At 69.8% G+C, this 26276-nt stretch carries 21 protein-coding genes and 1 pseudogene; 7 read left to right on the top strand and 15 right to left on the bottom strand.

The annotated features are described in order from the left end of the window. Nucleotides 1-208 precede the first annotated feature (208 nt). Nucleotides 209-1546, top strand: a complete 1338-nt coding sequence (locus tag ABT041_RS03115; RefSeq protein WP_351178064.1) for a nicotinate phosphoribosyltransferase — start codon at nucleotides 209-211, stop codon at nucleotides 1544-1546. Beyond that, nucleotides 1543-2130 (top strand): CBS domain-containing protein, encoded by a 588-nt coding sequence (locus ABT041_RS03110; protein ID WP_351178061.1) that lies wholly within the window; start codon nucleotides 1543-1545, stop codon nucleotides 2128-2130. Before ABT041_RS03115 ends, ABT041_RS03110 begins: the two co-directional genes overlap by 4 nt. Nucleotides 2131-2440: 310 nt before the next feature. Here ABT041_RS03110 and ppsA read toward each other — a convergent pair whose 3' ends face one another. The 5 genes from ppsA to ABT041_RS03085 form a co-directional block, all read right to left on the bottom strand. Then, entirely contained in the window at nucleotides 2441-4870 is a 2430-nt protein-coding gene (gene ppsA, locus ABT041_RS03105) for a phosphoenolpyruvate synthase (protein ID WP_351178058.1), read from the bottom strand. A 217-nt stretch (nucleotides 4871-5087) separates the two neighbouring features. After that, the gene (locus ABT041_RS03100) at nucleotides 5088-6008 is read right to left on the bottom strand and encodes a universal stress protein (protein WP_351178055.1); all 921 of its coding nucleotides are present in this window, start codon (nucleotides 6006-6008) and stop codon (nucleotides 5088-5090) included. Continuing rightward, nucleotides 6005-6916: a universal stress protein gene (locus ABT041_RS03095; RefSeq protein WP_351178052.1), complete on the bottom strand. Its 912-nt coding sequence runs from the start codon at nucleotides 6914-6916 to the stop codon at nucleotides 6005-6007. Before ABT041_RS03095 ends, ABT041_RS03100 begins: the two co-directional genes overlap by 4 nt. Nucleotides 6917-7549: 633 nt before the next feature. Further along, nucleotides 7550-8245 (bottom strand): helix-turn-helix domain-containing protein, encoded by a 696-nt coding sequence (locus tag ABT041_RS03090; protein ID WP_351178049.1) that lies wholly within the window; start codon nucleotides 8243-8245, stop codon nucleotides 7550-7552. Then, nucleotides 8245-9144, bottom strand: a complete 900-nt coding sequence (locus ABT041_RS03085) for a universal stress protein (protein ID WP_351178046.1) — start codon at nucleotides 9142-9144, stop codon at nucleotides 8245-8247. The genes ABT041_RS03090 and ABT041_RS03085 overlap by 1 nt, the downstream gene beginning before the upstream one ends. Nucleotides 9145-9732: 588 nt before the next feature. On the opposite strand from ABT041_RS03085, the gene ABT041_RS03080 reads away from it, so the two are divergent. Then, nucleotides 9733-10155: an avidin/streptavidin family protein gene (locus tag ABT041_RS03080; protein ID WP_351178043.1), complete on the top strand. Its 423-nt coding sequence runs from the start codon at nucleotides 9733-9735 to the stop codon at nucleotides 10153-10155. Between the two features lie 778 nt (nucleotides 10156-10933). Here the strand turns inward: ABT041_RS03080 and ABT041_RS03075 are convergent. From ABT041_RS03075 to corA, 4 genes are all read right to left on the bottom strand, one after another. After that, entirely contained in the window at nucleotides 10934-15442 is a 4509-nt protein-coding gene (locus ABT041_RS03075) for a hypothetical protein (RefSeq protein WP_351178040.1), read from the bottom strand. Between the two features lie 267 nt (nucleotides 15443-15709). Beyond that, nucleotides 15710-16822 (bottom strand): tyrosine-type recombinase/integrase, encoded by a 1113-nt coding sequence (locus ABT041_RS03070; RefSeq protein ID WP_502976362.1) that lies wholly within the window; start codon nucleotides 16820-16822, stop codon nucleotides 15710-15712. A 757-nt stretch (nucleotides 16823-17579) separates the two neighbouring features. Continuing rightward, entirely contained in the window at nucleotides 17580-18137 is a 558-nt protein-coding gene (locus ABT041_RS03065) for a hypothetical protein (RefSeq protein ID WP_351178034.1), read from the bottom strand. A gap of 382 nt (nucleotides 18138-18519) precedes the next feature. Beyond that, the gene (gene corA / locus ABT041_RS03060) at nucleotides 18520-19602 is read right to left on the bottom strand and encodes a magnesium/cobalt transporter CorA (protein ID WP_351178827.1); all 1083 of its coding nucleotides are present in this window, start codon (nucleotides 19600-19602) and stop codon (nucleotides 18520-18522) included. 311 nt (nucleotides 19603-19913) lie between these two features. On the opposite strand from corA, the gene ABT041_RS03055 reads away from it, so the two are divergent. Together ABT041_RS03055 and ABT041_RS03050 are read left to right on the top strand one after the other, a co-directional pair. Then, a complete protein-coding gene (locus tag ABT041_RS03055) occupies nucleotides 19914-20570 on the top strand; it encodes a DUF4097 family beta strand repeat-containing protein (RefSeq protein WP_351178824.1) in 657 nt (218 codons plus the stop codon). After that, complete coding sequence (locus ABT041_RS03050) at nucleotides 20567-20731, top strand: hypothetical protein (protein WP_351178031.1); 165 nt, start codon at nucleotides 20567-20569, stop codon at nucleotides 20729-20731. Before ABT041_RS03055 ends, ABT041_RS03050 begins: the two co-directional genes overlap by 4 nt. Here ABT041_RS03050 and ABT041_RS03045 read toward each other — a convergent pair. From ABT041_RS03045 to ABT041_RS03035, 3 genes and pseudogenes are all read right to left on the bottom strand, one after another. Next, nucleotides 20692-20892, bottom strand: a pseudogene (locus tag ABT041_RS03045) (MFS transporter); the annotation flags it as partial. The gene ABT041_RS03050 and the pseudogene ABT041_RS03045 overlap by 40 nt on opposite strands. 7 nt (nucleotides 20893-20899) lie before the next feature. Continuing rightward, the gene (locus ABT041_RS03040) at nucleotides 20900-21370 is read right to left on the bottom strand and encodes an ArsI/CadI family heavy metal resistance metalloenzyme (protein WP_351178025.1); all 471 of its coding nucleotides are present in this window, start codon (nucleotides 21368-21370) and stop codon (nucleotides 20900-20902) included. Nucleotides 21371-21407: 37 nt separating this feature from the next. Then, the gene (locus tag ABT041_RS03035) at nucleotides 21408-22805 is read right to left on the bottom strand and encodes an FAD-dependent oxidoreductase (RefSeq protein WP_502976344.1); all 1398 of its coding nucleotides are present in this window, start codon (nucleotides 22803-22805) and stop codon (nucleotides 21408-21410) included. 127 nt (nucleotides 22806-22932) lie between these two features. On the opposite strand from ABT041_RS03035, the gene ABT041_RS03030 reads away from it, so the two are divergent. Together ABT041_RS03030 and ABT041_RS03025 are read left to right on the top strand one after the other, a co-directional pair. Continuing rightward, entirely contained in the window at nucleotides 22933-23295 is a 363-nt protein-coding gene (locus tag ABT041_RS03030; RefSeq protein ID WP_351178019.1) for an ArsR/SmtB family transcription factor, read from the top strand. Further along, complete coding sequence (locus tag ABT041_RS03025) at nucleotides 23292-23792, top strand: GNAT family N-acetyltransferase (RefSeq protein WP_351178016.1); 501 nt, start codon at nucleotides 23292-23294, stop codon at nucleotides 23790-23792. The genes ABT041_RS03030 and ABT041_RS03025 overlap by 4 nt, the downstream gene beginning before the upstream one ends. A 6-nt stretch (nucleotides 23793-23798) precedes the next feature. Here ABT041_RS03025 and ABT041_RS03020 read toward each other — a convergent pair whose 3' ends face one another. From ABT041_RS03020 to ABT041_RS03010, 3 genes are all read right to left on the bottom strand, one after another. Further along, the gene (locus tag ABT041_RS03020) at nucleotides 23799-24341 is read right to left on the bottom strand and encodes a DinB family protein (protein WP_351178013.1); all 543 of its coding nucleotides are present in this window, start codon (nucleotides 24339-24341) and stop codon (nucleotides 23799-23801) included. 93 nt (nucleotides 24342-24434) lie between these two features. After that, complete coding sequence (locus ABT041_RS03015) at nucleotides 24435-25496, bottom strand: ArsO family NAD(P)H-dependent flavin-containing monooxygenase (RefSeq protein WP_351178010.1); 1062 nt, start codon at nucleotides 25494-25496, stop codon at nucleotides 24435-24437. After that, nucleotides 25493-26263, bottom strand: coding sequence for an aquaporin (locus ABT041_RS03010; protein WP_351178007.1), 771 nt, complete (start codon nucleotides 26261-26263; stop codon nucleotides 25493-25495). The genes ABT041_RS03015 and ABT041_RS03010 overlap by 4 nt, the downstream gene beginning before the upstream one ends. Between the last annotated feature and the right edge of the window lie 13 nt (nucleotides 26264-26276).

Below are 26276 nucleotides of genomic sequence, written 5' to 3'. Positions count from 1 at the left end.
GGAGCGCCATGCCATTCCACCGTCCCGATGCGGCGCCGGTGACCTCGCTCGTCCCTCACTCGTCGAGGCCCCCGACTTGGCTTGGGCGATGTCCTCCTGCGGTCGGCCGGGTTGGAGGGGCAACCGCAGGGGGCACCGGTGGAAGACGTCGTGGACGTCATGCGTGGTGTCGCCCCGCAGCGTACGGACACGACGGGAGCTGAGTGGCGTGTCGAACGTGACGACCACCGACCTCTACGAGGTCACCATGGCCCTCTCCTACCTCCGCGAGGGCATGCGATCCCCTGCCACGTTCAGCCTCTTCGTACGGGATCTGCCACCGGAGCGGGGGTTTCTCGTCGCCGCCGGTCTGGAGCCCGCGCTCGACTACCTCTCCGGCTTCACGGTCGGTCCGGCGGACGTCAGGGACTTCGCCGAGGTGCTGCACCGCCGGGAGCAGGACCTGCAACCGCTTGTCGGACTTCGTTTCGACGGCGAGGTGCGGGCCGTACCGGAGGGAAGGGCCGTCCTCGCCGGCGAGCCGCTCCTGGAGGTGACCGCATCGCTTCCGCAGGCGCAGCTCGTCGAGACCTACCTGCTCTCGCTCGTCTGTCACCAGACCGCGGTCGCCTCGAAGGCCGCTCGCTGTGTGCTCGCGGCCGCGGGACGTCCGGTGATCGACTTCTCGCTGCGCCGCAGCCACGGTCCGCAGGCCGGCCTCGCCTCCGCTCGGCTCGGAGCGCTGGTGGGGTTCGCGGGCACGAGCAATGTGGCCGCTGCCGTCCGGTACGGAATCCCGGCGTCCGGCACGATGGCGCACTCCTACGTCGAGGCGTTCCCGACCGAGCTCGACGCCTTCCGTGCCTTCGCCCGGGCACACCCGGGGCCCGTCACGCTGCTCGTCGACACGTACGACACCGAGCGGGGCACCCGGACCGCCGCGCGCGTCCTGAACGAGCTGGGCGCTGCGGACGGATGCGCGATCCGCCTCGACAGCGGTGACCTCGGCATGCTCGCGCGGCGCGCCCGCGCCCTCCTCGACGAGGCGGGACTGCCGCGGGTGCGGATCATCGCCAGCGGCGGCCTCGACGAGTACGCGGTCGACGCGCTCGTACGGTCCGGGGCACCGATCGACGTGTACGCCGTCGGCACGAAGGTGGGAGTGTCGGCCGACGCCCCGTACCTCGACGCGGCCTACAAGCTCGTCGCGTACGACGGACGGCCGGTCATGAAGCTGTCATCTCGCAAGGTCACGGCCCCCGCACCCAAGCAGGTCTTCCGCCAGCCGGACCTCGTGGACGTCATCGGACTGCGCGACGAGCCGGTCCCGGCCGGCGCGGAACCATTGCTGCACACCGTGATGCGGAACGGTCGCCGGATCGGGCCGCGCCCCTCCCTCGCCTCCACGCGCGCCCGTTTCGAGACGGACCTCAAACAGGTACCGGAGGCGGCACGCCGCATCGACGGGCCGGAGGCGCCGGTGGCCTCCGTGTCACCACGTCTGGCGGCCCTGACGGATGAGGTGAGGCGGCGCATCGCCGCCACGACCGGGAGTGAAACGTCATGAGGCACCGCAGCGTCGCCGATCTGATGACCCCCACTTCAGTGAGCGTTCGTCCCGACGCTTCCGTGAAGGAGATCGCCCGGCTGCTCGACGAGTTCGACATCACCGCCGTGTGCGTCGTCACCGAGGCGAACCATCCGCTCGGCGTGGTCTCCGAACGCGATCTCGTGCGCCGCCAGGCGGACGGCGGAGGGGCAAGCACCGCCGGGGAACTCATGACGAGCCCTGCCGTGGTGGCCCGGCCCGAGTGGAGCGTGGTGCGCGCGGTCCGGGTCATGGACCGGCAGGGCGTCAAGCGGCTGCCGGTCGTGGACGAGGAGGGAGCGGTCGTGGGGGTTCTGAGCCGTAGCGACCTGGTCCAGCTCTTCCTGCGCCGCGATCGTGCGATCCAGGAGGAGATCGTCGAAGACGTCCTCACCCACACCCTGGGTCTGCCTGCCTCCGCAGTGAACGTCGAGGTCGCCGACGGCGTGGTGACCCTCAGCGGCGTTCTGCCGCGCCGCGGTCTGGGACCGGTCGTCATGCGGCTCTGCGGCAGCGTGGACGGCGTCGCGGGTGTCGTCGACCGGCTGCGGTACGAGGACTGAGGCGGCGACGGGGCGCGCTGTCACTGTCGCGGAGGACCGTCGTTCATGACCACGGTGCCCAGGGGTGTCTGGTGAGCGCACTCGGCGCCCTGGGGCGGCGGGGGCGCGATGCACCCAGGCGAGCCGGAGCCAGCCGATGCAGAGGGTGGAGTCCCCGGCCCGCCTCGGTTCTTCGGCAGCGCGTTCCCCCGCACCTGGGACGGGGGCGATCGGCCCACGTCACGTCGGCGACCAGTCGCGGCATCGCGCGTACGAGGCCGCCGCAGACGTCACTGAGCGGGAACGCCGACCGGGACTCTGCGGGGCCCGGTCACCGGGGATCTCCGTACGACGTGGCCGCGACGGCGTCGTCGAGGGCGGACTCCGCCTCAGCCACGGTCCGTTTCACGGTGGGGAAGCTGTCGGGTGCCACCGAGATCGAATCCAGTCGGGCGCGGACAAGGAGCGCAGTGAATCCAGGGTCGTCGCTGGGGCGCTGCCCGCAGAGGCCGACCGGCCGGTCGGCCGCGTGGGCACGTGCGGCGAGGAGCCCGATACTGCGGACGACGGCGGGGTCCCGCTCGTCGAAGACATCGGCGAGGGCCTCGGAGTCGCGGTCGACGCCGAGAGTGAGCTGGGTGAGGTCGTTGCTGCCGATCGAGAAGCCGTCGAATCGCACCGCGAACTCCTCGGCGAGGATGATGTTGGCCGGTATCTCCGCCATGACGTAGACGTGGAGTCCGTTCTCGCCGCGTACGAGCCCTTCTTCCGCCATCACCCCGAGTACCCGGTCGGCCTCGCCGAGGGTGCGGCAGAACGGGATCATGACGACGACGTTGGTCAGGCCCATCTCGTCGCGTACCCGCCGCAGTGCCCGGCATTCGAGGGCGAAGCCCTCGCGGTAGCCCGGGCTGTAGTACCGGCTCGCGCCGCGCCAGCCGATCATGGGGTTGGCCTCGTCGGGTTCGAAGGGGCGGCCGCCGAGGAGTTTGGCGTACTCGTTGGTCTTGAAGTCGCTGGTGCGCACGATGACGGGGGCGGGCCAGCGGGAGGCGGCGATCCGGGCGATGCCCCGGGCGAGCCGGTCGACGAAGTACTGCCGGGGGTCGGGGTAGCCCTCGGTGAGGCGTTCGATCACGTGCCGGTCGTCGGCGTCGAGTCGTTCGGGGTGCAGCAGCGCCATCGGGTGGACCTTCACCTGGTGGGCGACGATGAACTCCAGCCGGGCGAGGCCCACGCCGTCCGCGGGCAGCCGCCACCAGCGGAACGCGGCCGACGGATCGGCCAGGTTGAGCATGACGTGCGTCCGGGTGGCGGGCAGGTCCGCGAGGTCGGTCTGGGTCTCCTCGTACGGCAGTGATCCCTCGTACACCCGGCCCCGCTCGCCCTCGGCGCACGAGACCGTCACCGGCATGCCGTCGCGCAGGAGACGCGTGCCGTCTCCGGTGCCGACGACGGCGGGGACGCCGAGTTCGCGGCTGACGATGGCGGCGTGCGAGGTGCGGCCGCCGTGGTCGGTGACGATCGCGGAGGCCCGTTTCATCACGGGTTCCCAGTCGGGGTCGGTGACGGGGGTGACGAGGACGCCGCCGGGCGGGAAGCGGTCGAGGTCGACGGGCGCGTCGAGCGCGACCACCGGGCCCTGTCCGATCGCCTCGCCGACGGCGATGCCCTCGACGAGCGGGCTGGGCACGGGGGTGGCGGTCAGGCGGCAGCGGCGCAGTGTCGTGGCGCGGCGGCGGGACTGAACGGTCTCGGGGCGGGCCTGGACGATCCAGAGCTCGCCGGTGAGGCCGTCCTTGGCCCATTCGAGGTCCATGGGGCAGTCGTAGTGCTGCTCGACGGCCGCGGCCCACTCGGCCAGGACACGTACCTCGGCGTCGTCGAGGACGCGTGCGCCGCGTTCTGCGTCGGGGGTGTCGACGGTCCGGGTCAGACCGTCCTCGGCGTAGACGGCCTTGAGGCGCTTCGCCCCGATCCGCAGGTCGATGAGTGGATCGAGCGCGGGGTCCTTGAGGCTCGGCTTGAAGACGGTGTACTCGTCGGGGTCGACCTGGCCGCTGACGACGGTCTCCCCCAGGCCCCAGGCCGCGCTGACGACGATGACGTCCGGGAAGCCGCTCTCCGGATCGAGGGTGAAGGCGACGCCGGCGCCGGCGAGGTCGGAGCGGACCATGAGCTGGACGCCGATCGAGAGGGCGACGGTGAGGTGGTCGTAGCCCATGCGTTCGCGGTAGTCGATGGCCCGGTCGGTGAAGAGGGAGGCGTAGCAGCGCCGGCACGCGTCCAGGAGCTGGTCGGCGCCGCGCACGTTGAGGTACGTCTCCTGCTGGCCGGCGAAGCTCGCCTCGGGCAGGTCCTCGGCGGTGGCGCTGGAGCGGACCGCCACGTCGGGATCGGTCCGGCCGCATTCCTCGGCCAGTCGCCGGTAGGCGCCGACGATCTCGTCCCGCAGGGGTTCGGGCAGTGGTTCGGCGAGGAGGAGGGAGCGGATGCCGGCGCCGACCTCTTCGAGCGGTGCGCCGTCGTGCAGGCGTCCTGTCTGTTCCTCGATCGCCTCGCGCAGCCCGTGGCCGGCGAGCAGCTCACGGTACGCCTCGGCGGTGGTGGCGAAGCCCGGTGGTACACGGATGCCCGCCGCGCCGAGCCGGGTGGTCAGCTCCCCCAGGGAGGCGTTCTTGCCGCCGACCCGGCCGACATCCTTGCGGCCGAGCACGGTGAAGGGCACAACCCTGGACTCCGATTCACTGATGGCGCTCACGATGTCCTCCACGGCTCTGGCCGGGGCCTCAGTACGGGAGCGGGCGACCGGACGGCGTCCGCAGATCGAGGGGGCGGGGCCGACGGGGCGGCTGGGGCCGACGGCTGATCCGGATCTGCTGCATCGTCCTCACCTCTCCGGGGCCCGGACCGCAGTCCGAGGGCTGTTGTCCTCCCACACTCCCGCCGGATAGGGGGCTGCCCCAGTGCCGAGGGGATCAACCAGCAGGGGCCGGGCGGTCCGTGCGCGGCTGGGCCCGGTCGGCCCCGTGCGCGGTGCCGACCGTCCCTGTCGCCCGGGGCGGTGGGACGGTGATGACGGGGCAGGCCGCTCTGTGCAGGAGCCCGCGGACCGTGGAGCCGAGCCCAATGGCGGAGTCGCCGCCATGGCCCCTTCGGCCGACGACGAGCGCAAGGGCTTCCCGGGAGGCGCGGGTGAGCTCCTCGACGGGGTGGCCGCGCACGATCTCCTGCTCGATGTCGACGTCCGGGTACCGCTCGGCCCAACCCGCCACCGACTCGGCGAGCAGCCGGCGTCGTTCGGACAGCCCCTGGGCGACATCGTCGTGGGAGAGGAGCGGGCGGGGCCAGACCCAGAGGGCCCGCAGTCGTGCCTCGCGCAGGCTCGCCTCCGCCACGGCGAAGGCGACGGCCGCCCGGCAGCCGCTACTGCCGTCCACGCCGACGACGAGGAACGGCGGGTGGACGGCGGGGTGCGCCGGTGCCCCGACCACGACGACGGGACATTCGGCGCGCGCGGTGAGCGGGACGATCACAGACCCCTCGCTGAGGACCTCGGCGACCCGGCCGAGGTGCCGTGAGCCGACCACGGCCAGATCGGCGTGCGGCGTCCTGGCGGTGAGGACCTCCGCTGGGGTCCCGTCGGCGAGTTCCGCCTGGGTCGGCGGCCCGGGGCGCAGTTCGCGCACCAGGTCCTCGGCGTTGGCGAGCGCCGACTCGGCCCGGAGTCGCAGTGTGCTCAGGTGACCGCTGCCGTCGTAACGCAGTCGGTCGTGGGCCGGGGGCACGGCAGCGACAAGGTGCAGCCGCAGTCCGCGGCGTACGGCTTCATCGGCGGCCCAGGTGAGCGCGGGGATCGACGGATCGCGCGGATCGACTCCATGCACGATCTCGTTCACTGCTCCTCCCGGCGCTCCCCGTCCGTGAAGCCGGACGGGACGATCTGGACGGGGCAGTGGGCGTGGTGCAGGACGACGTGTGCGACGCGTCCGAGGGCCGGTGTCGCGCCCAGGGCACGGTGCTCGGCGCCCAACACGAGAAGGTCCGCGTGGGCGCTGGCGTCGATCAGGATGCCCGGGGTGCTGGTGCCCGTCTCGACGTGGTGGCTGATGTCAAGTTCCGGGTAGTCGTGCCTGAGGAGATCGGCGATCTCCCTCACCTCCTGGACCCGTGTCCGGGCGATCCCGTCCAGGTCGTCGAGCATGGTGGCGACGCTGCCGACGTGGGTGAGCACGTTCCACACGCTCAGCAGTCTCAGTGAGGCTTTGCGTGTCTCGGCCTCGGCCGCCGCGACGCGCAGCCACTTCAGGTCCGAGGCGCCGTGCACGGCGGCGGTGACCGTGCCCGTCTCCGGCCGGTCCCCGTGGTCGCGCACGACGATCACCGGAACGGTGGCGCGAGCGGCGACACCCAGTCCGACCGAACCGAGCATCAGCGCGGCAAACCCTCCGAGGCCCCGGTTTCCCACCACGATCGTGCCCTTGTGGCCGGCGGTGGAGGTGAGTCCGGCCACCGGCTCCAGTTTGCTGAGTTCCTTGACCACGGTCAGATCGGGGTGATCTTTCTCGACTGCGGCGGCCGTTTCGTCGAGCAGGTCGCGGCCCGCCTCCCGTATCGCTTGGAGAGTCTCCGCACGGACGAACAGGGCGCGCCGGTCGGTATCGGCGGCGTGCACGAGGTACAGGGACCGGCCGCGCCGCGCCGCCTCATCAGCGGCCCACAGGGCGGCCGACCGGGCCGACGGGGAACCGTCGACCCCCACGACGACGGTGCCGAGCTCCGGACGGACGGGAAAGTCACTGCTCATCGCTCCTCCTCGGCAGTACGTCCCAGGGCCGGGAGATACGTACGCCCCAGGTGCGGCACCTTCCACGCTGGCACCACTCCGGCACACCCGCGAATGGGCCCTTCGGTCCCCTTCGAGCCCTCCCGGCCCTCTCCTCGCGGAGCGGCCCCGGACGCCCCCGCAGGGAAGCCCGCCATGGCAGCCCAGGTCGTCGTCGGTCCCGGAGGCTCGCTGGCACCGCCGCAGCGGACCGGGCCGCACGGACCACGGTCCTGCGCGCGCCGCCCACCATGATCTTGAGGTGAGCACCGATCAGCCGAGGGCAGGGAGGCCGAGGAGTTGACCGACCTGGTGAACGACGCCGATCTGCCAGTCCCCGGCTCCCATGGGCTCGACGAGGTCGTCGGCTTCTTCATCGGCTCCGTGTTGGTGGCCGTCGTGGGCCGGGGCGTACAGCCCTGCGTCCTGGTGCGCGTCGGCGCGCAGACGCGCCCGCCCTGCGAGATCGTAATGGGCGTGGAGCCCTGCGAGCCGCTGCTCGGTTTCGCCTTCGGCGAGGGCCCGCCGCAACCGCCCGCTGCGCTTCCCGCGCAGTCGAACGCTACCGCCGCGTACGACTACGCGGCGATCACTGACCCGGCCGCGCCGGGCCGTCTACGCCGGGCCGTCCGGATGGCCCTCGACTCCGGGAGCGCCCTCGACGACGACGCGCCGGCCGGTGACACGGCGCGGCGTCAGGACCATGACCACGTCCCGCCCCTCCCCCGCCCACGGCCCCGTGTGCATCGCGTTCTGCAGCCGCCGGGTGGCGAACGGTTCGGTGACGCGGCGGACCCGCCCCACGACGAGCACGCTCCAGCCCTGGCTGAAAGCCTCGTCCACGTGGTCGGTCTCGAAGGCGATATCCGTCCCGGCCGTACCGACCACTGCCGCGTCCGGCGCCGTCATGAAGACGACCTCCCCGTGATCGATCTGGTAGTTGACGGGGAAGGCCACGGGCCCCTCCTCGGTGACGAAGACGATCCGCCCGACGCCGTGGGTGCCGAGCAGGCGCCGGCACTCCGGCTCGTCCAGCTCGGTGAGCCGGGCATCGCGTCCTGCCCGGCCGGTCCCGTCCGGCGGTCCGGTCGTGTACCCGGTCAGGTCCTGGACGGTGCACTCCAGGGCATTGGCCAGGCGGGTCATGAAGGCGATGCCAGGCGTGGCCACGCGCTCCTCCACGTACTGGATGTAGCTCGGTGCCGAACCGGCGCGTTCCGCCACCTCTTCCCTGGTCAGGCCGAGCGTCTCACGCCGGGCGGCGACCCGGCGGCCGATGTCGCCGCGAGCGTGCGGAGTGGCGCCGGTCATCACCGTTCACCCCCGGTCGGAGCTCGGTGGCGCTGCGGGACGACGGCGACCGGGCAGGCGGCGTGGTGCAGGGCCCGGTGGGCGACCCGGCCCAGCTCCATGCCGAGGTGGCCCTCGCGGCGCCGTGCTCCGACGACCAGCAGGTCGGCCGCCGCCGACCGCTCGACGAGCGTCTTGTACGCCGGGCCCTCGACCGTGGTGCGCCGCAGCCGCACCTCCGGACAGGCCCGGGCAGCGGCCTCCACGGCCTTGTCGAGGAGCGCGGTCGCCTGCTGCTCCTCGTGGTGCGAGGCGTCGCCCGTGAGCAAGGGATGGTCGACCGGTTTGTGGGCCGGGCGCCTCCAGGCGCTGACGACGTCGAGTTCGGCCCGCCGGAGAGCGGCCTCGCGGAATGCGAAACGGACGGCGGGCGAGTCCACGTCGTACTCGCCGATGCCGAGCAGGATGCTGCCGTGGCGCGCCTCCAGGGCGTGCCGGTGGCCGCGCACGACGATGACGGGACCCTCGGAGCGGGCCGCCACGATGAGCCCGACGGAGCCGAGCAGGAGGTCGGCGAGTTCGCTGCGGCCCCGGGATCCGACGACGATCGCCTCGGCCGTGCGTCCTTCCCTGAGCAGAGCGCTCGCCGCGTCCTCGGCGAGGACGTCCGTCGTGATCTTCAGGCCCGGGGCGCGACGCAGGGCGCGTTCGGCCGCGGTGGCGGCGATGTTCTCGGCGAGCACCTGCCCGGAAGGGCGGTTCAGGCTCCAGGCCGGTACGGAGCCTTCGTAGCGCTCCCACCGCGAGGCGTGCACGATACGCAGCGGGAGCCCCAGGCGTACGGCTTCGTCGGCGGCCCAGTCCGTCGCCGTCAGGCTGGCGTCGGAACCGTCGACTCCGACCACGAGGGGCGTCTCCATGGCCCCACCGCCTTTCGGGATACGAGATGCCTCGCTGCCACGCTCACACGGGAAGGAAGAGCCGGGGTAGAGCCAGTCGGCCCCGATCGCGGTCCGCCCGGACCTCACGACACGGGAACGACGGCGGAGGGGCCCATCCGCTTCTCGCGGATCCTGATTGCACGGTACGGCCCGAGGCCGTTCCTCCGCGTCCTTCCAGGAGGACCTCTCCTCACCTTCAGGAAAGCACGCGCCGACTGCGCCCGCCAGGGCCGTCCTGGCCCCGACGGCGACGCAGACGCGGCTCTCGGCGGCAGGTGCCCGGGCCTGTGTTGCCCGCACCGGTCCAGGACATCCTGAAGGCCGGGCCCTCCCACGGATCCCTACGCCCCGTCCCCAGCAAAGACGTGTGTCAAGGATCTCGCCGAGCTCCTGGTCAGCGGCCGCCGACAGGCCACACTCGCCGTAACGGCGCGCCCCCCGCTTCCCAATATCGGCATGTCTGCGCCACTTGGAACGTTCTCGGCATTACGGTCCAATCGATCGAGAGGCAGGAACCGGTGCATGTCCGGCAGGACTGCTGGAGCATCGACGTGTTGGGAGAGCCCCGTGATCATCGACGGCGACTGGTACAACGAATTCGGCTCGCGCATGCACCTGCGATCGGACCCGGTGGGAGGCATCAGCGGGACGTATCTCACGGCCGTGGGACACGCACCCGGCACATACCTCCTCACCGGCCGCCATGGCGGGCCAACGGAGCCGGGGCACGGCATCGCTCTCGGCTGGACCATCGCCTGGCGCAACGAACACGGCGACGTGGGCTCTCTGACGAGTTGGAGCGGACAGCTCCTACCGGACCCGGAACAACTGCTGACCACCTGGCTGCTGACCCGCTCCTCATCTCCGGCACAGGCGTGGGAATCCACAGTGATCGGACAGGATGTGTTCACCCGACAGGAGCCTGCTCGGGACGCGGTGGAGCGCGCCCTCGCCAGCGGTCGGCCTCTCTCGCACCCGAAGCCGTCCTGAGTACGTCGTGCTTCCCGCAGGGTCGCTCCTGCGCAAGGTCAGCGGGCTACCCACGGAATCCGCGCAGGTGCAATCTCGAGTCTCGGACCACCCGCAGCGGTGCCGCGGGCGTGCGGGCGCTCGCGGCGCAAAGCGCGGCTCCCCCCGTCGCGTCGAAGCGGATCAAGCGACACGACCTGGGCGATCGACCTCAATGCCGGCGAGGCAGCGTTGATGATCGCGCTGCTGACCGACAACGGCCAGCAGGTCATCTACATTCCCGATCGCACCATGATGCGGCATCGGAAAGACAGCGGGTTCAAACTTGAATCCTGCTCAGGCAGAGTCACGCGTTGCGCTCATCCGCTCAGCGCCAGGCTTCTGCCCTGCCCTCACAGACAGTCACTCAACGTGCCCTTGGCAGCGCCTCCGGTGGCATGACGCCACGTGCCACCAGGCCCGCCGCAACGTCACTTCCTGGGGAGAATCTAGGGAGTATCGACGGTCCTGGGGAGCGCGTGGGGAGAATCGACCGCGTAACGCAGCACGATCCCGAAAGACGCTGAAAGACCTATCCGCGCAGGTCAGGGGTGGGCACAGCCGCATCGATGCAGGTCAGCGCCACCAGGTAGACAACTTCATGACGAAGTTGTCCAGCCTCGCGCTGATGCATGGCAAGAACTCGGGGAACCAAATCTGTGTCAACGCGGACAAGCTCTGGGAAGCCCTGATCGAGTCTCTGCAGAGCCCTACCTGCTGTCCAAGCTGGGGAGCGGTACACCGATCTGCGCGATCGGACCTACTGCTTGTGGGGGCGCGGAACATTGATCACCATGGGCCGAACGTGAACATGGCCTGCCTGGGAGAGGATCGCCGCTTGGTCCAGCAGATCGACCAGCAGCTCGTCAGGCTGGAGCTTCCTCGCCTGGGTCTTACGGCTGTCCCCTGTGGCAGTCCAAAGATCGATGGGATACCAGCCGACGATGTAGATGCCTGCGTCCGTCCCGGCTTCGGGTAGATACCGGCCCACCAGCTGTTCCTTTTGAGCCGTGGGAACTTCATCGTTCCAGGAACCCTTGACCTCGATGACCAGTTTTATGGGCTCCCTCGAAGCGATGTTGGGGTCGTCACCCGGTGAGAGCAGCGCCTCGATGAGGAGGTCAGTGCGGTCGCCGGCACCGTATGGATCGGTTGGGTGGATCAGCACCTCACGGTTTATCGCGACGCGGTGACCGGCCAGCCTCAGACTCAGCTCGTGCGTGAGGTAGGCACACAGGGCTGCTTCGGGTTTGGGGCGCCAGACGTCGGGGATTGTTGGGTTGTCTGCAGACGGCTTTCGAGGAGTCTTCCCCGGTGTACGGTCCCATAGCAGTTCGCAGTGTGCGGGAAGGTCCTGACTCATATCCTCAAGGGCCTCCTGCACCATGTCCAAGAGGTCTGTGGTGGTGCGGATGACGCGCCGAGCTGGGTCCTGCAGGAGCTGTATCACGTCCTCTGTGCGCACTTGACTCCAGCTCGCAGCAGCATGTTGCTTGGTCACCGCGACGAGTGCTGCGGCGACGGCCAGTCGATTGGGGTACCGGGCCGCCAGTTGACGCAGTTGATGGACGGCCTCAGACGTGGCTCGTCGGCTTATCTCAGGGAGTAGGCGGTCTCTCCACTCTCGGGCTTGTTCATCAGCGTCGATCCAGCGCGCGCCGCGAAGGGGCCGGTCCTCGTCGGGGTCGTACAAGCCGCTGAGCCACTGGTACAAGTCGACAACACCGGTCTCACTGAGGGAGCTTTGGATTCGCTCCGTCTCAGTCCTGGCGCACGCTTCGGCTAGTAGGCGGCCGAGCTCCGGGTCGGTTGCAGCGAATGCCTTGACACGTGGCCAGTACGTCTCAGCGTCTGCGGTCAGCAGGGCCTGCGCGGCAAGAACTGCGGCTCGTGTGGCAAGCGGAGTTTCTCCGGGCGCGTCGAGGGTGCTGTCAATGATGCCAAGCACGGTCCTGCTGTCGGTGGTGAGGAGAGAGGCCAGGGTGCTGTGCCAGGTCCAAAGCGCGGCCTCGCGTGCCTCATCGCCCTCGGGCAGGCGTATCCACTGGTCTTCGCTTGCTGGTGCGCCTGCTTCGGCCCTGTCCACCGCGTTGGGCACGAGCCCGAGGCAGGTGGAAAGTGCAGTCGCGAGGTGCTCTACGGCCGTGCGCAGTTCCGTGGCCCAGCGTAGGTCGACGGGGTTAAGTTCGATGGGCTGTCGGCCTGTCGTGAGTGCGGCCCGAGCTGCCTGGGTGATGCGCAGAGCCAAAGACTCAGGCGCGTGACGGGCTGCAAGGCGCAGCAGGTCCACCCGTTCGGGCTCCATGTAGCTCGTCGACATTCCCAGGTACTCGGCCAGAAGCGCGGCGGTCCACGAGGCCCACACCGACGGGGGCAGTTCGAGCAGGCGGTTTGCTCGGTGGAGCTCGGTCAGCAGGGCGTACCCGGCCCATGAGCACTTGTTGCGGCGCGAGTGTGGCAGCCAGGAATCCGCGCGGTCGTGTTCGGTTGTGAGATAGCGCAGAGCTAGCTCAGGGAGGTCCGTCAAATCGTCGTCGAGTGCTACGGCGGCCGGCCAGGTTGACATGGCGTCCGATGCGTCCTGCACCAGCCTTCCCGTCCGCGGGTCCACGCGTAGATTCCATACGAACTGCCACAGACTGTCGTTGTCCCCCTTCCTAGCCTCACCGAGGAGTCGCACTTGCTCGGCCATGAAATCCGCTGCTTCCGGCCAATGCTTCTTGCTGGCACTGTGGTTGCGGCGGAGCGCCTGAGCGAGAGGACTGTCGAGGGCTATCGCCTCGTAGAAGGAACGCACATATGGCCATGCCGGGTGCTTGTCGTCATAGGCCAGTTCGAACGCATGGTGGTCGTCAGGAGGAAATGTGCAGGAGGCCAGCTCGCCGTAGACCTGGATGTGCGCATGGTCGCCGGACGCCGCTGCCTGGGCTGTTTGCTCCAGCATCCATGCGAAGTCCTTCCGGTCCACCAACTGGTGGCGGGTAGCTGGCTCGGGGGCCGAGGGTCCGTCGAGCCGCAGCGACGGGCGGCGTTCCCAGTCGTACGCGATCAGGCAGGCCGCTTCCCGCGGGTCGAAGTTTGCCCGCACGGCTTCCGAGACGAGGGCTTGAGTCAGAAGCCTGCGCAGTGACTGGGTCTCCTGGGTTTCGTGCCCGTGCTCGTCGGGTTGCAGGCAGTCCGGGACCTCGACCTTGTGGTGGTCCCGAAGGAGGCAGATGATGATCTTCGCCAAGGTGTTCGTGTGCTGATCCGCTTGCGGGGCCCGGAGCGCGCGATCGATCACCCCGTTGATCAGCGAGATCTCGAAACGGTCATGAGTGAAGACGAAGCCACGGTCCGGCTGGAGGATCGCTCGATGTATCCAAGCCAGGAGATCGGGCAGGTCCTCGTCCCTGCACTGCTGGGGCATGCTCCTCAAGAAGTGGGCGAAGTTGCCGTATAGGTCTGGGGACGGGGGGCGAAGGGCGGCCAGCATCGTCGCGGCGTCCAGATGGTGCGGCCAGAGCAGGCTCAGCAGGGTGCCTCGCAGCTCGTGGTCGGGGTCCACACGCTCGGCGTAGGAGAGGTCGGATAGCGAGTCGAGAGTCTCTGCCAGGACAGGCGCGGCACGGCCTGGGTCACACGTGAACGCGGCGCGGGCCGCCAGACGACGTTCCGTCTGGTGCCACGCGTCGTTCCTCACCAGCCGCAGTAGCGCATCAGCCAATTTGGGGTGAGCCGTGCCGGCCTCCTGAGCCAGTCGGATCGCCAGGCGGATTCGCGCTGTGGTCTGCCAGTCGGCTGCACCTTCACCGCGGGTCGTCTCCAGCACGTCGGCGAGCTGGTCAGCGAGCCCAGGATGGCGCAGGTCCCAGCGAGAGAGCTGCCATCTTGTGTCGCTCAGTTCGACCTGTGTTGCACGTTCCAGCAGTCTGCTCACGGTCAGTCGGCGGACCTCGTCGGAACGCACTAGAGCGCTGTGAACCGCCAGGCTTTCCGGATCGGCGGTTGCTAGCCAGCTGCTGGCAGAGGGGTTCATGGCCACCAACCAGGCGGCGGTCTCGCGCAGAGGCCCTGGGATTGTTGCCGTCTCTCCGTCCGGTGAGCCGATCAGGAAGAGGTTTTCCAGCTGCCGCGGCGTGATCTTCCGATCGGTCAGGTACCGGGCAGCGAGATAGGCCGCTACGGAAGAGTGCCGGAAGGCCACCCTGTCGTCGTCCGGTGCTGTGAACAGCGCGGTAGCCAGGCATTCCTCGACCACCTGGGGCGTCACCTCGAACGGACCAGCAGCGGTTCGCTCCTTTCCGCCCGCCAGTATCTCGCCCGCCAGGTCGTATGTGCCCGCCTCGAAGGTGGCGCCACGCCAAACGGTGCGGTGGCCGGACAGCAGCATCCACGCGGCAACGCGGCCCGCTACCGTCAGGCGCTGCGGGGCCGTGGTGATCAGGGACTTCTTAAGCCGGCGAGCGTCGGGGTCTTCAGCAAGCCGTGCCACACCGCGAGCGAACAACTCTTCTGGCAGCCCGTGCAGCTGGCCGTCAGCCCGGTAGGTCATGACCAGCAGTTCCAAGGTCAGCGGTACGCTGGCCAGCGCGGCGGCACCAGCCGCCTCAGCCGCCGCCACCAACTCTTCACCCGGCACGCCGGCGCTGTCAGCCAGCGCCACAGCCTCCTGTCGACTCAACGGAGCGAGATCAACGCGCCGACATGCAACGAAAGCCTCGGACAGCACAGGTGTCAGCGTCGCCGGGTAGTCGGCTGTGCGGCAGGCCATGAGAAACCGAACCCGGCTGAGGTCCCGGCCACTGAGCGACCTTCTTAACCGCCTCGGCAGGTACGGCAGGAGTGGGCTCTCATCAGCCTGGTCCAGGACTAGCGTCAGAACTCCACCACACCCGGTGGCGCCTCCCTCCGGAGGCAAGGAAGCAAGATGGTTTCCAAGCTCCTCCTGGTAGGAGAGCTCGGTGAGGTCACCACCCGTCACCCAGAGGCACGCGTCGGAGTCTCCGTCCCAGGCATCAACGACGCGGGGCAGCCGATCTGTGAGCTGTGTCAGCACGGAAGTCTTCCCGGCGCCCGGCTCCCCCAGCACGATCATCGCGCCCGCCGCCGCGACCACAGAGGGAAGCGCCAGGGCTCCCTCACGAAGCCGCCCGGACTCCCTGACCACGTGATCATCATCCGCACGGAACGCCTCGGCGACCTGCGGGATCAGATCTTCGGCGGCGGCACGTTCCCCGCGCACCCTGCACACCCGAGGAACCTCAAAGCCAAACACATAACCTGCCACTCCCCCATCCTCTCAGCGCCCACTGACAAGCACCTCTGTTGGCCCTGTGCTGACCCTTGAGCGGCCCTGCGATCAAGCTGAGCAGCGGCCACATGCTGGGGTCTCCGCTGTGGAGCAGGACCGGACACGGTGACGGCCATCTGGACCGCCAAACTTTGGGCTCGTGGCAGCTTGCACCCCGCCACCACCCACTGATCCGCCCCACAGGAGTGGCCCCTCCGTCGGTCGCCCGGCCAGACTGAGGAGCGGGTACGCGTCCGGGACGAATCAGGCCGCTTCCCAGAGACCGGCATCCAGAATACGGGCGGCCTTGGTGATGCTCCCCGGCATCAGGTGCCGGTAGGTTCGATACGTCTCCTCGATGGACTTGTGTCCCATCCATTCGGCGACGTCGGTGATGGGTATGCCGCTCCCGAGCGCGTTCGAGGCGAAATAGTGCCGGAAGCTGTACATTCCGACGCCGTCCTCTGCGGGGAGGTCTTTGAAAAGTTTCTGCACGCGACGGCGTTCCATCGGCTCCGTGTAGTAGCCGCTAGGGCCGCGCAGCAGGTAGCCGTCCTTGGTGGTGCCGTGCTGCTCCTCGTAGCGCTCCAACGCCTCCTTCGCCGAGCGTGGGAGCGGAACCTCCCTGAACTCGCCCGCCTTGCGGTGCTTCAGCTTCGCCGGCTTGTGCGTGTTGGAGTGGATCTGCTCGTGCACCCTGTAGACGTCGTCTGCCACAACGTTGTTGACGTTCACCGCCCGGGCCTCACCGTTGCGCAGGCCGCACCCGACCATCATGACGATCTCAAGCGCGAGATGTTCGTCGGCGACAGTCAGCGCCTTCTTCACATAGGCGAGGGACGGGATAACCACCTTCTCGCGGACGTACTCCGGCTCCTGGACCCCCTTCACCGGGTCGTCTGCCATGGCGCCCTTGCCATAAGCGTCTCGCAAGATGGCCTTGAGGGTGCGGAATATATTCACCTGATTTCCGCGACCGACCTTGTCGGCCTCCAATTCGTCCAGGAAGCGCTCGACAACGATCGGCGTAACGGAGTTCAGCTTTCGTGATCCGAGTCGGGGGACTATGTGCACATTGATTGAGCTATCGACGTGCTCGCCCGTGGAGTACTCCGTCATCTTGCGCTGCCGCGGTCGCCACTGCTTCGCGTATTCCTCGACCGTCTGCTGGCCCAGCTCACGGCGGGCCTCGGCGACGGATGGCGCCGTATTCTTCTTCTCTGCGTAGATCGCCGTAAGGCGCTCGATCGCGTCGTCCTGCGTAGCGTACCCGGACTCCTCGCGCTGCTTGCCGAGCGCGTCCCTGAAGCGAATCGTGTACGGGTGCGGGCAGCGGGTGGGCTTGGCGCAGTCACATTCCTTGAAGAAGGAGCCCATGCCGCGGGCGAGCTGTCGAGCCACGTGTCGAACCTTCCGAGCGGAGCGATGAACCATGCACAGGCGCTGCGCAGAGGGCGGAAGGTCAGCAAGCGGAGACAGGGCTGCGACGCATGCTGACCTCTTGCTGACCTGAGGGGCCTCTATCATGCCCCTGACCTGCACAGACGTCCAAATGCTAGATCTTGGACTTGAACAGAGTACGCAGCACTTGGGACTCCTCGAAGACAGCTCCCTGCCTGCTTTCTGCAGGTCAAGGGCGTCCTCGACCTTACACCGACACCCCCGTCCGACGTTTGTGAGGAACATCGCTCCGGTCAGGCGAGGCGGCTTCCCACCTGCGCTTTCACGCCGCACTGGCACCTGTTCGGGCAACCGCCACGGAACGCCCGGGGACTCATGCTGACCAGCTACCGACCTACCTGATGAACCATCAGGTAGGCGGGAGACCCCTCTGCAGCGTGGAACGCGTGAGCGGGGCGGGGCCAAGGCATCGACGCCGACCCGACTGAGCCGAGCCGAGGTCCAGGTCACGCGCCCCTGCGCACCCGCGTGCGCCGCTCCTCCCTTCCATACGGTCCAGCCCGAGGGCGAACCGCCCGCACACACCGTGAAGGAGAGCGAAAGATCGGCGGCACGTTCGTCAGGGATCCTCCGTTCCACGGATGTCGGTGTCGTCGGGCCTGGCCGCGTACGAGGCGCCGGCTTCCCTGCCTCGTGTCGCAGGTTCCGGGGCGTCGGACCGCCGTGCCGGCCGTCACTGAAAGTGGCGATTCGGGAGAGCCAGCGGCCGAGTACGGTCGCGCGACAGACGCGGGTGGCCCAGGGCTTCTGCCGCCGGCACGGCCAGTACACGCGTGAGCACCGCCGCGTCGGCGATCACGTCCGGCAGCTCCGTTTCCGGGGCCGACGGTCGGGTGCCCAAGTCGGCGAAGAGGTGGTCGAGGGCTGCCTCGGCGGTACGCAGCGGAGCCCGTAGATCACGGCTCGCGGCGAGGAGGACGGAGGCCCGGGTGTTCGGCCTCGGCGAAAGACCCGTCTCGGCCGCGGTGGCGGCGAGCCGTGCGTGCACGTGGGCCATCACCGGCTGTGCGGCGCACGCGCCGAGGACGAGCCGGTCGTCGCCGCTCGGTTTCCGGCCCCGCGCGGCCAGAGTCAGTCCGTCGGCGGCGGGGCTTTCCACGTCCGCGTCGTACGGGCGTGCGGGCGGGTCCTCACCGGCGGCGGCGACGACGACCCGCCAACGAGGCTCGGCGGGATGTTCCGTTTCCTCCTCCAGGAGGCTGACCGTCTCCAGGCCGAAGTCCTCCCTCACCTGTGAGAGCGGCGATCAGCGCGGGCACAAGCCCGCCGACGAGTGCGATGACGACGAGGGCCAGCGCCTGCGGTCGAGTGGCGCCGACGTGGTCGTGGGCTGGCTGCCCCCGGATGGATTCGTAATCGTCCACGCGGCATCGACGGGCTCCTGTCGGCTTGTCACGCCCGAGCGCTCTCCCTTCATGATGCGCTCGGCGCTCTTTCACCGTCTGGGACGGTGGCCCCCGGGCGAGCCCCCAGGGCGCGACGTCGACGGGGCAACCGCGCCCTGCCCGGGATCAGCTGCAGCAGTCGCACCCGGGACGGCGTCCGCACGCGTCAGCCCCGGCAGGAATCTCCTCGACCGCTGCCGAGGGAGCCACGCAACACCCCTTGCGAGGTCAGAGCCAGCCGTTGCGGCGGAAGCCGCGGTGGATGAAGAAGCACGCGAGGGCCATGACGCCGAGGACGAGGGGGTAGCCGTAGGTCCAGCGCAGCTCGGGCATGTTGTCGAAGTTCATGCCGTACACGCCGCACACCATCGTCGGGACCGCGATGATCGCGGCCCAGGCGGTGATCTTGCGCATGTCCTCGTTCTGCGCGACGGTCACCTGCGCGAGGTGCGCCTGGAGAATGGAGTCCAGGAGCGTGTCGTACGAGGCGACCTGCTCGGTGACCCGAGCCAGGTGGTCGGCCACGTCGCGGAAGTACGCGCGTATCTCGTCCGCGACGGTCGGTACCGGTTCGGTCGCCAGCCTCTGGAGCGGCCGGCCCAGGGGCGCCACGGCCCGCTTGAGTTCGAGGAGTTCGCGCTTGAGCTGGTAGATCCGGCCGACGTCGCTGCGGTGGCCCTGCTCGGAGAAGACCGCGGTCTCGATCGCGTCGAGGTCGTCCTGCACGGCCTCCGTGACGGCGAGGTAGTCGTCGACGACGTGGTCCGCGATCGCGTGGAGCACCACTGAGGGCCCCTTCGCGAGCTGCTCGGGCTCCGACTCCAGGGCCTCGCGGAGCGGACCGAGCGAACCGTGCCCTCCGTGGCGGATGGTAATGACGAAATCGGGCCCGGTGAAGGCCATCAGCTCGCCGGTGTCGACCACCTCGCTGGTGGCGGTGAGCTCGTCGTGCTCCACGTAACGCACCGTCTTGAAGACGGCGAACAGCACGTCGTCGTACTGCTCAAGCTTCGGCCGCTGGTGGGCGTGGACGGCGTCCTCCACGGCCAGCGGATGCAGCCCGAACAGCTCGGCAAGACCCGCGAACTCCTTCTCCTCCGGTTCGTGCAGACCGATCCACACGAACCCGTCGCCCGACTTCCGCACGCGCCGCACGGCCTCCTCGACCGACCGGACCCCGTCCTGCCGTACACCGTCCCGGTAGACCACACAGTTGACCACCGCGCTGCCGAGCGGCGACCGCGCCGGGTGGCTGAGGTCCACGGCACGCCGGTACGTCCGGCGGACGGCGCTGCGCAGGCGGTGAATCATCGACACGAGGTGCTCCTTCGGCAGATCGCCGGACAGTCTGCCACCCGGCCCTCTGGGACAACAGGCAGTGACACATAGCCTCGACATCGCGTTCACTTCCAACCCATTGCAACGCAACAGGTTTGGTTCGTTGCATTAGATTCAGTACCAATGCAACGAAACCAAGCAACCGACCTGCAATGACGTGGTTTTTACGCAATGCCGTGCTCGCCAGATCTCCGAACGCAACGTAGCTTTTCTTTCGTCGGAAACAGCACGACGAACAAGCGCCCCGCCACCGACGAAGGCAGAAGTTCGACACCACCGCCCCGATCTCCGCCGTACTCACCGTCCCCGCCGGCCGCATCCGCCTCATCGCCGCCGACCGCACCGACACCACCGTCGAGGTCCTGCCCGCCGACCCCTCCAAGAGCCGCGACGTGAAGACGGCCGAGCAGACCGAAGTCACCTACGCCGACGGCGTCCTGCGCATCGAGGTCCCGAAGCCGGAGAACCGGATCCTCGGGCACGCCGGCTCCATCGAGGTGACGGTCCTGCTCCCCGCCGGATCCACGATCAAGGCCCAGGCCGCCGCCACCCAACTCCGCGCCGTGGGCCGGCTCGGCGACGTCACCTTCGAGGGCGCGTACCAGCAGATCAAGATCGACGAGGCCGCGACCCTCCGCCTCACCGCGGTCGACGGCGACGTCGAGGTCGGCCGCCTGACCGGCTCCGCCGAGATCAGCACCGCGCGCGGCGACATCCGCATCGCCGAGGCGCTGGGCGGCTCGGTCCTCCTGGACACCCAGATGGGCGACATCACGGTCGGCGCCGCCGCCGGGGTCTCCGCCTCCCTGGACGCCGGTACGGCCTACGGACGCGTCGGCAACTCCCTGAAGAACGACGGCACTCGTGGCCTGAGCATCCGGGCCACGACGGGGTACGGCGACATCGCCGCCCGCAGCCTGTCCGGGCGGCGATCGGGATGACCGGCCTGTTCTCCGCGGTGGACGGCCTGATCGCGGGAGAGGAGAACATGCCCACGACCGGCCTGGACCCCCGCTCCCGCCACAACATGCGGCAGATCATCCGCGAGTCCGGCCAGGATCCAGCCGGCGAGCGAGAACGCCGCCGTCGTGACGCCGGTTGACCAGCCGGTGTCGGCGGTGACCTGGGGGTTCAGGACGGCGAGGCGTGGTAGACGCTTCCCCAGCTGGTGATCTGGGTGGCGCAGAGGGCGGGCAGGACGGCGCGGGGCCGCGACCGGTCCCCGGTTCCGGTCGCGGCCTCGCGGTTGTGAAGGTGGGTCATCTGGCGATCAGCAGCAGCCACCGGTTGTGACGGTGGCCGGTTCGCTCGCCCGGGCGCCGGCGGTGGACGGGTTGGAACAGCACGTGCCGGCCTGCTGCTTGGCCAGGGTGTCGGCGTCGGCCTTGACGACGTACACCTCCCACGGCTCGCGGCCGGGGCCGTGGACCCACACCTTGTCCTGGAGGGCGTAGCAGCAGGTGGTGTCGTTCTCCTCGGTGGTGGCGAGGCCTTCCTGGGCCAGCCTGGTGGTGGCGGCGTGGACGGCGTCGGTGGTGTCGACCTCGACGCCGAGGTGGTCCAGGCGGGTGTCCTCGCCGTCGGCGCCCTCGATGAGGACGAGCTTGAGCGGCGGTTCGGTGATGGCGAAGTTGGCGTAGCCGTCGCGGAGCTTGGCCGGCTCGGTGCCGAAGAGCTTGGTGTAGAAGGCGACGGATGCCGAGAGGTCGGGGACGCGCAGGGCGAGCTGTACACGAGTCATGACGAACCTCCTGCTGTGGGTGTGTGGTGGGGGCGGGTCAGCAGCCGCCGGAGGTGGCCGGGGAGCCGGCGCCGAGCTGGATGAGGGCCGGGGCGGGGGTGCAGCAACCGCCACCGTCGGCCGCCTCGTCGGGCTGGGGCTGGTCGAAGACGCCGGCGCCGCCGCAGACTCCGGTCTCCGGGAGGACGAGTTCGACGCGCTCGGCGGACTCGTGGTCGCCGGCGATCGCGGCGACGACGGAGCGGACCTGCTCGTAGCCGGTGAGGGCGAGGAAGGTCGGGGCGCGGCCGTAGGACTTCATGCCGACCAGGTAGACGCCCTGTTCGGGGTGGGAGAGCTCGTTGACGCCGTGGGGGTAGACGGTGCCGCAGGAGTGCTGGTTGGGGTCGATCAGCGGGGCGAGCTCGACGGGGGCCTGGAGGCGCTCGTCGAGGCCGAGGCGGAGCTCGGAGAGGAAGGAGAGGTCGGGGCGGAAGCCCGTGAGGACGATGACCTCGTCGACCGGGTCGAGCCGGCGGCCGTCCTCGGCCACGAGGACCAGGCGGTCGCCCTCGCGCTCGATCGCCTCCGTACGGAAACCGGTGACGGCGTCGGCGTGGCCCCCGTCCACCGCCTCCTTCGCCGCGAGCCCCAGTGCACCACGGGCGGGGAGCTGGTCGGCCGTACCACCGCCGAAGGTGGAGCCGGAGATGCCCCGGCGCAGGATCCACACGGCCTTCGTGCCCGCGCCGTCCTCTGCCCTGGCCAGCTCGGCGAGGGAGGCGAGGGCGGTGAAGGCGGAGGCGCCGGAGCCGATGACGGCGGTGCGCTTGCCCGCGTATCGGGCGCGGACGGACGGGTCCTTGAGGTCGGGGACGCGGTAGGTGACGCGGTCGGCGGCGGCTTTCTCGCCGAGGGCGGGGAGGCCGGACGCTCCTGCCGGGCTCGGGGTGGACCACGTGCCGGAGGCGTCGATCACCGCACGGGCGAACAGCCGCTCCTCACGGCCGTCGGCGTGGGTCACGTGGACGACGAACGGCTGGGCCTGGCGGTCGGCGTCCACGATCCGGTCGCGGCCGGCAAGGGAGACGCCGGTGACCATGGCGCCGGTGCGGACGCGGTCGCCGAGGACATCGGCAAGCGGCTGGAGGTACTTCTCCGCCCAGTCACCGCCGGACGGGTAGGTCTTCGCGTCGGGCTTCACCCAGCCGGTGGGGGCCAGGAGCTTCTCGGCGGCCTGATCGGTGACCTCGCCCCAGGTGGAGAAGAGACGGACGTGTGCCCACTCGCGTACCGCCGCACCAGCCGCCTGCCCGGCCTCCAGGACCAGCGGTTCGAGGCCGCGCTCGACGAGGTGGGCGGCGGCGGCCAGGCCGGCGGGCCCGGCCCCGATGACCACGACGGGCAGCCGGTCGGTGGCGGTGGTGTTCACGACAATTCCCCTTTGTTTCGACATCCGTCGATCTCTTGCGCTGCAAGCATGGCACTTGGATCGACACTCGTCAACATAGACATTCATCGAAATGAACCGCCTTCCCGAGCACCCCCTGGGCGGCTGCTTCGACATGTGTCAACATAGATGCATGTCGAATGTCGCCGTGCTGCCGGTCCTTGAGCCCGAGGTCGCCCCCTGCTGCCCGCCGCTCACCGAGCGCCCGCTGAACGCCGAGGAGGCCGAGCGGACCGCGAAGATGTTCAAGGCCCTCGGCGACCCGGTCCGGCTGCGCCTCTTCTCGGCGGTCGCCTCGCACGAGGGCGGTGAGGCATGCGTCTGCGACATCTCCGACGTCGGCGTCTCGCAGCCGACCGTCTCCCACCACCTGAAGAAGCTGAAGGAGGCCGGCCTGCTCTCCTCCGAGCGGCGCGGGACCTGGGTCTACTACCGTGTCGAACCGGCCGTCCTCGCCGCGATGGGCGCGATCCTCACCAAGGCTGCCGCCGCGTGACCGCCTCCACCATCGTGGTCCCGCTGGCCGCGGAGCACGCCGACGAGGTCGTCGCGATCTACCAGGCTGGAATCGACGAGGGCAACGCCACCTTCGAGACCACCGCCCCCACCTGGGCCGAGTTCGACGCGGCCAAGCTCCCCGAGCACCGCTTCGCCGCCCTCGACGAGACCGGGCGCGTCCTCGGCTGGGTCGCCGCCACCAAGGTCTCCGACCGGTGCGCGTACGCCGGAGTCGTCGAGCACTCCGTCTACGTCCACTCCGACGCCCGCGGCCGAGGGGTCGCCTCCGCCCTGCTCAAGGCGCTCATCGACTCCACCGAGGCGGCCGGGATCTGGACCATCCAGTCCGGCATCTTCCCCGAGAACGCCGCGAGCCTGGCCGTGCACGAACGGGAGGGCTTCCGGGTCATCGGCACCCGCGAGCGCATCGGCCGCCACCACGGCGTCTGGCGCGACACCGTCCTCGTCGAACGCCGCAGCCCCCATATCGACTGATGGGCGTCAGCCACCCTCGCCGAGGGTGAGCTGGCGCTGGTGGAAATCGAAGTGCTGGGTGGGATACCGGTAGAGGTCCGCGAGGGTCATGAAGTCGTTGAAGAACGGGTCCCATCGGACCGGATAGTGCATCCCTCGCGCCAGATCGCGTTCGGACTCCTTCGCGAGCCGTCGCGCCAGCGAACCGGTGATCCAGTCGAACGCCGCGCCCATCCTGCGGGGCCCGAACACCTTCACCGCCCCGCACGGTCCGAGGTAGTTGATCACGTCGAAGGGCCGCGATCCTGCATCGAGCACCTGGGCGAACGCCTTGCTCGCGCCCCGGGGCAGGCGTCCGAAGCCGCGTACGAGGAACAGCAGGACGCGGGTGACGAGGTAGCCGAAGAGCATGTGCCACAGCAGCTGCCGATTGGTCCAGCGAGTACCGCTGGTCGGACGGGCGAGGTCGGACGGCGTGGCCCCGTCCAGGAGAGCGTGGAAGGTCCGGCGGGCCGTGGCGTAGCCGTCGAGGACGCCCTGCCGGTCGAGCACGGAACGGCCATCCGGCATCACACCACTCCCTTCGGAGCCCGAGTCCCCCAGGGTCTGGATGATTCCCGCCAGGATCACCACAGAACCCACGTCCTCACCTGCGCTGCGGACTCACACGACGCCGAGCAGGCCGGCGATCTGCCGGGCGGCTTCGCGGGCGGGGCGGCCGACGCCGATGAGGGTGGCGGAGGCCGGGCCGGTCCAGTCGCCGTAGCCGAGGAGGTGGAGGCGGGGTTCCCCGATCGCCTGGGTGCCGGACGTGGGGATATGACCTCGGGGGCCGCGCAGGCCGACTGGGGCGAGGTGGGAGAGGGCTGGGCGGAAGCCGGTGCACCAGACGATCGCATCGGCCTCGGCGGTCATACCGTCGGGCCACTGCACCCCAGTCGGAGTCAGACGGGTGAACATCGGCTGGGCCTTGAGCAGGCCGGCGTCCCGCGCTGCTCGGACGGGCGGGACGGCGACGATGTCGCCGAGTGAGGCCACGCCCCCTGTGTCCGTACGGCCCTCGTCGAGGGCGCGGCGGCGGGCGGTGGCGTGGTCGAAGAGGGCGCGGCCGTCGATGTCGTCGGCGAGGTAGCGGGGCTCACGCAGCGTGACCCAGGTCAGCTGCGTGTCACGGGCGAGGTCGGCGGCGATCTGCGCGCCGGAGTTGCCGCCCCCGACCACGATCACCCTCTGCCCGGCGAAGTCGCGCGGGCTGCGGTACTCCACCGTGTGGAGCTGGGTGCCTCGGAACTCCGTACGACCGGGCACGGCGGGCACGAACGGGCGCGACCAGGTGCCTGTGGCGCTGACGACCGCCCGCGCCCGCCACGCACCGGAGTCGGTCTCGACGCGCAGGAGTGCGCCGTCGCGGTGCACACCGGCCACGCGTACGGGACGGCGGACGGGGAGTTCGTACCGCTCCTCATAGTCCGTGAGGTACGAGACGACGTGGGCGGCGTCCGGGTACGTCTCACCCGGCTGCGGCGGCATCAGCCGGCCCGGCAGCGACGAGTACGCGGCCGGGGAGAAGAGGTGGAGCGAGTCCCAGGTGTGCTGCCAGGCACCGCCCGGCGCCGGCTGGGCATCGAGGACGACGAAGTCCAGGCCCAGGCGGCGCAGGTGGTAACCGGCGGCGAGCCCGGCCTGGCCGCCGCCGATCACCACCACGTCCACGACCTGGGTCACTCGGCGTCCGTCTTCCCGCGCATGAAGATGACCGCGACCAGGGCCAGGCCCACGACCACGCCGATGATCTGCATCCCCACGAACGCGGGCACCGAGGCGGGCGCGATGCCCGCGAAGGTGTCCGTGAACGCCCGGCCGATCGTCACCGCCGGGTTGGCGAAGGACGTGGACGAGGTGAACCAGTAGGCCGCGCCGATGTACGAGGCGACCGCGACGGGCGCGAAGCGGAGCCGGTCGGTACGGGCCAGACCGAAGATCAGCAGGATCAGGCCGGCCGTGGCCACGACCTCGCCGAGGAGCAGGTTCCCGGCGGAGCGGTCGTGGGTGGACCACTTCACCAGCGGCTCGCCGAACATCGCGTCCGCCAGGATCGCGCCGAGGATCGCGCCGACGATCTGGGCGGGGACGTAGACGGTGAGTTCGCGGGCGTTCACCCCGGCACCACCGCGGCGGGCGGTCCACCACTCGGCCAGGGTGACGGCCGGATTGAAGTGCGCGCCGGAGACCGGGCCGAGCAGGGCGATCAGGACGCCGAGCCCGAAGACGGTGGCGGTGGAGTTGGCGAGCAGTTGCAGCGCGACGTCGTCGGTGAGCTTCGTGGCCTGGACGCCGGAGCCGACGACCACGGCCACCAGGGCGGCGGTGCCGACGAGTTCGGCAGCCGCCCGGGCGATCAGCGGGGTGCGGGGCGGGGTGGCGCCGGGTGCGGGCCGCGGCGACGGGTCGGTGGCTATGGCGTCGCTCGCAGCGGGCTCGGTGGCGGTCACGGGCGGGTACTCC

The organism is Streptomyces sp. NPDC002825, assembly GCF_040295385.1.
In the GTDB taxonomy this organism is placed as follows: Bacteria; Actinomycetota; Actinomycetes; order Streptomycetales; family Streptomycetaceae; genus Streptomyces.
Note: the sequence above shows the minus strand (reverse complement) of the source record. Positions and strands in the feature narration are given on the sequence as shown.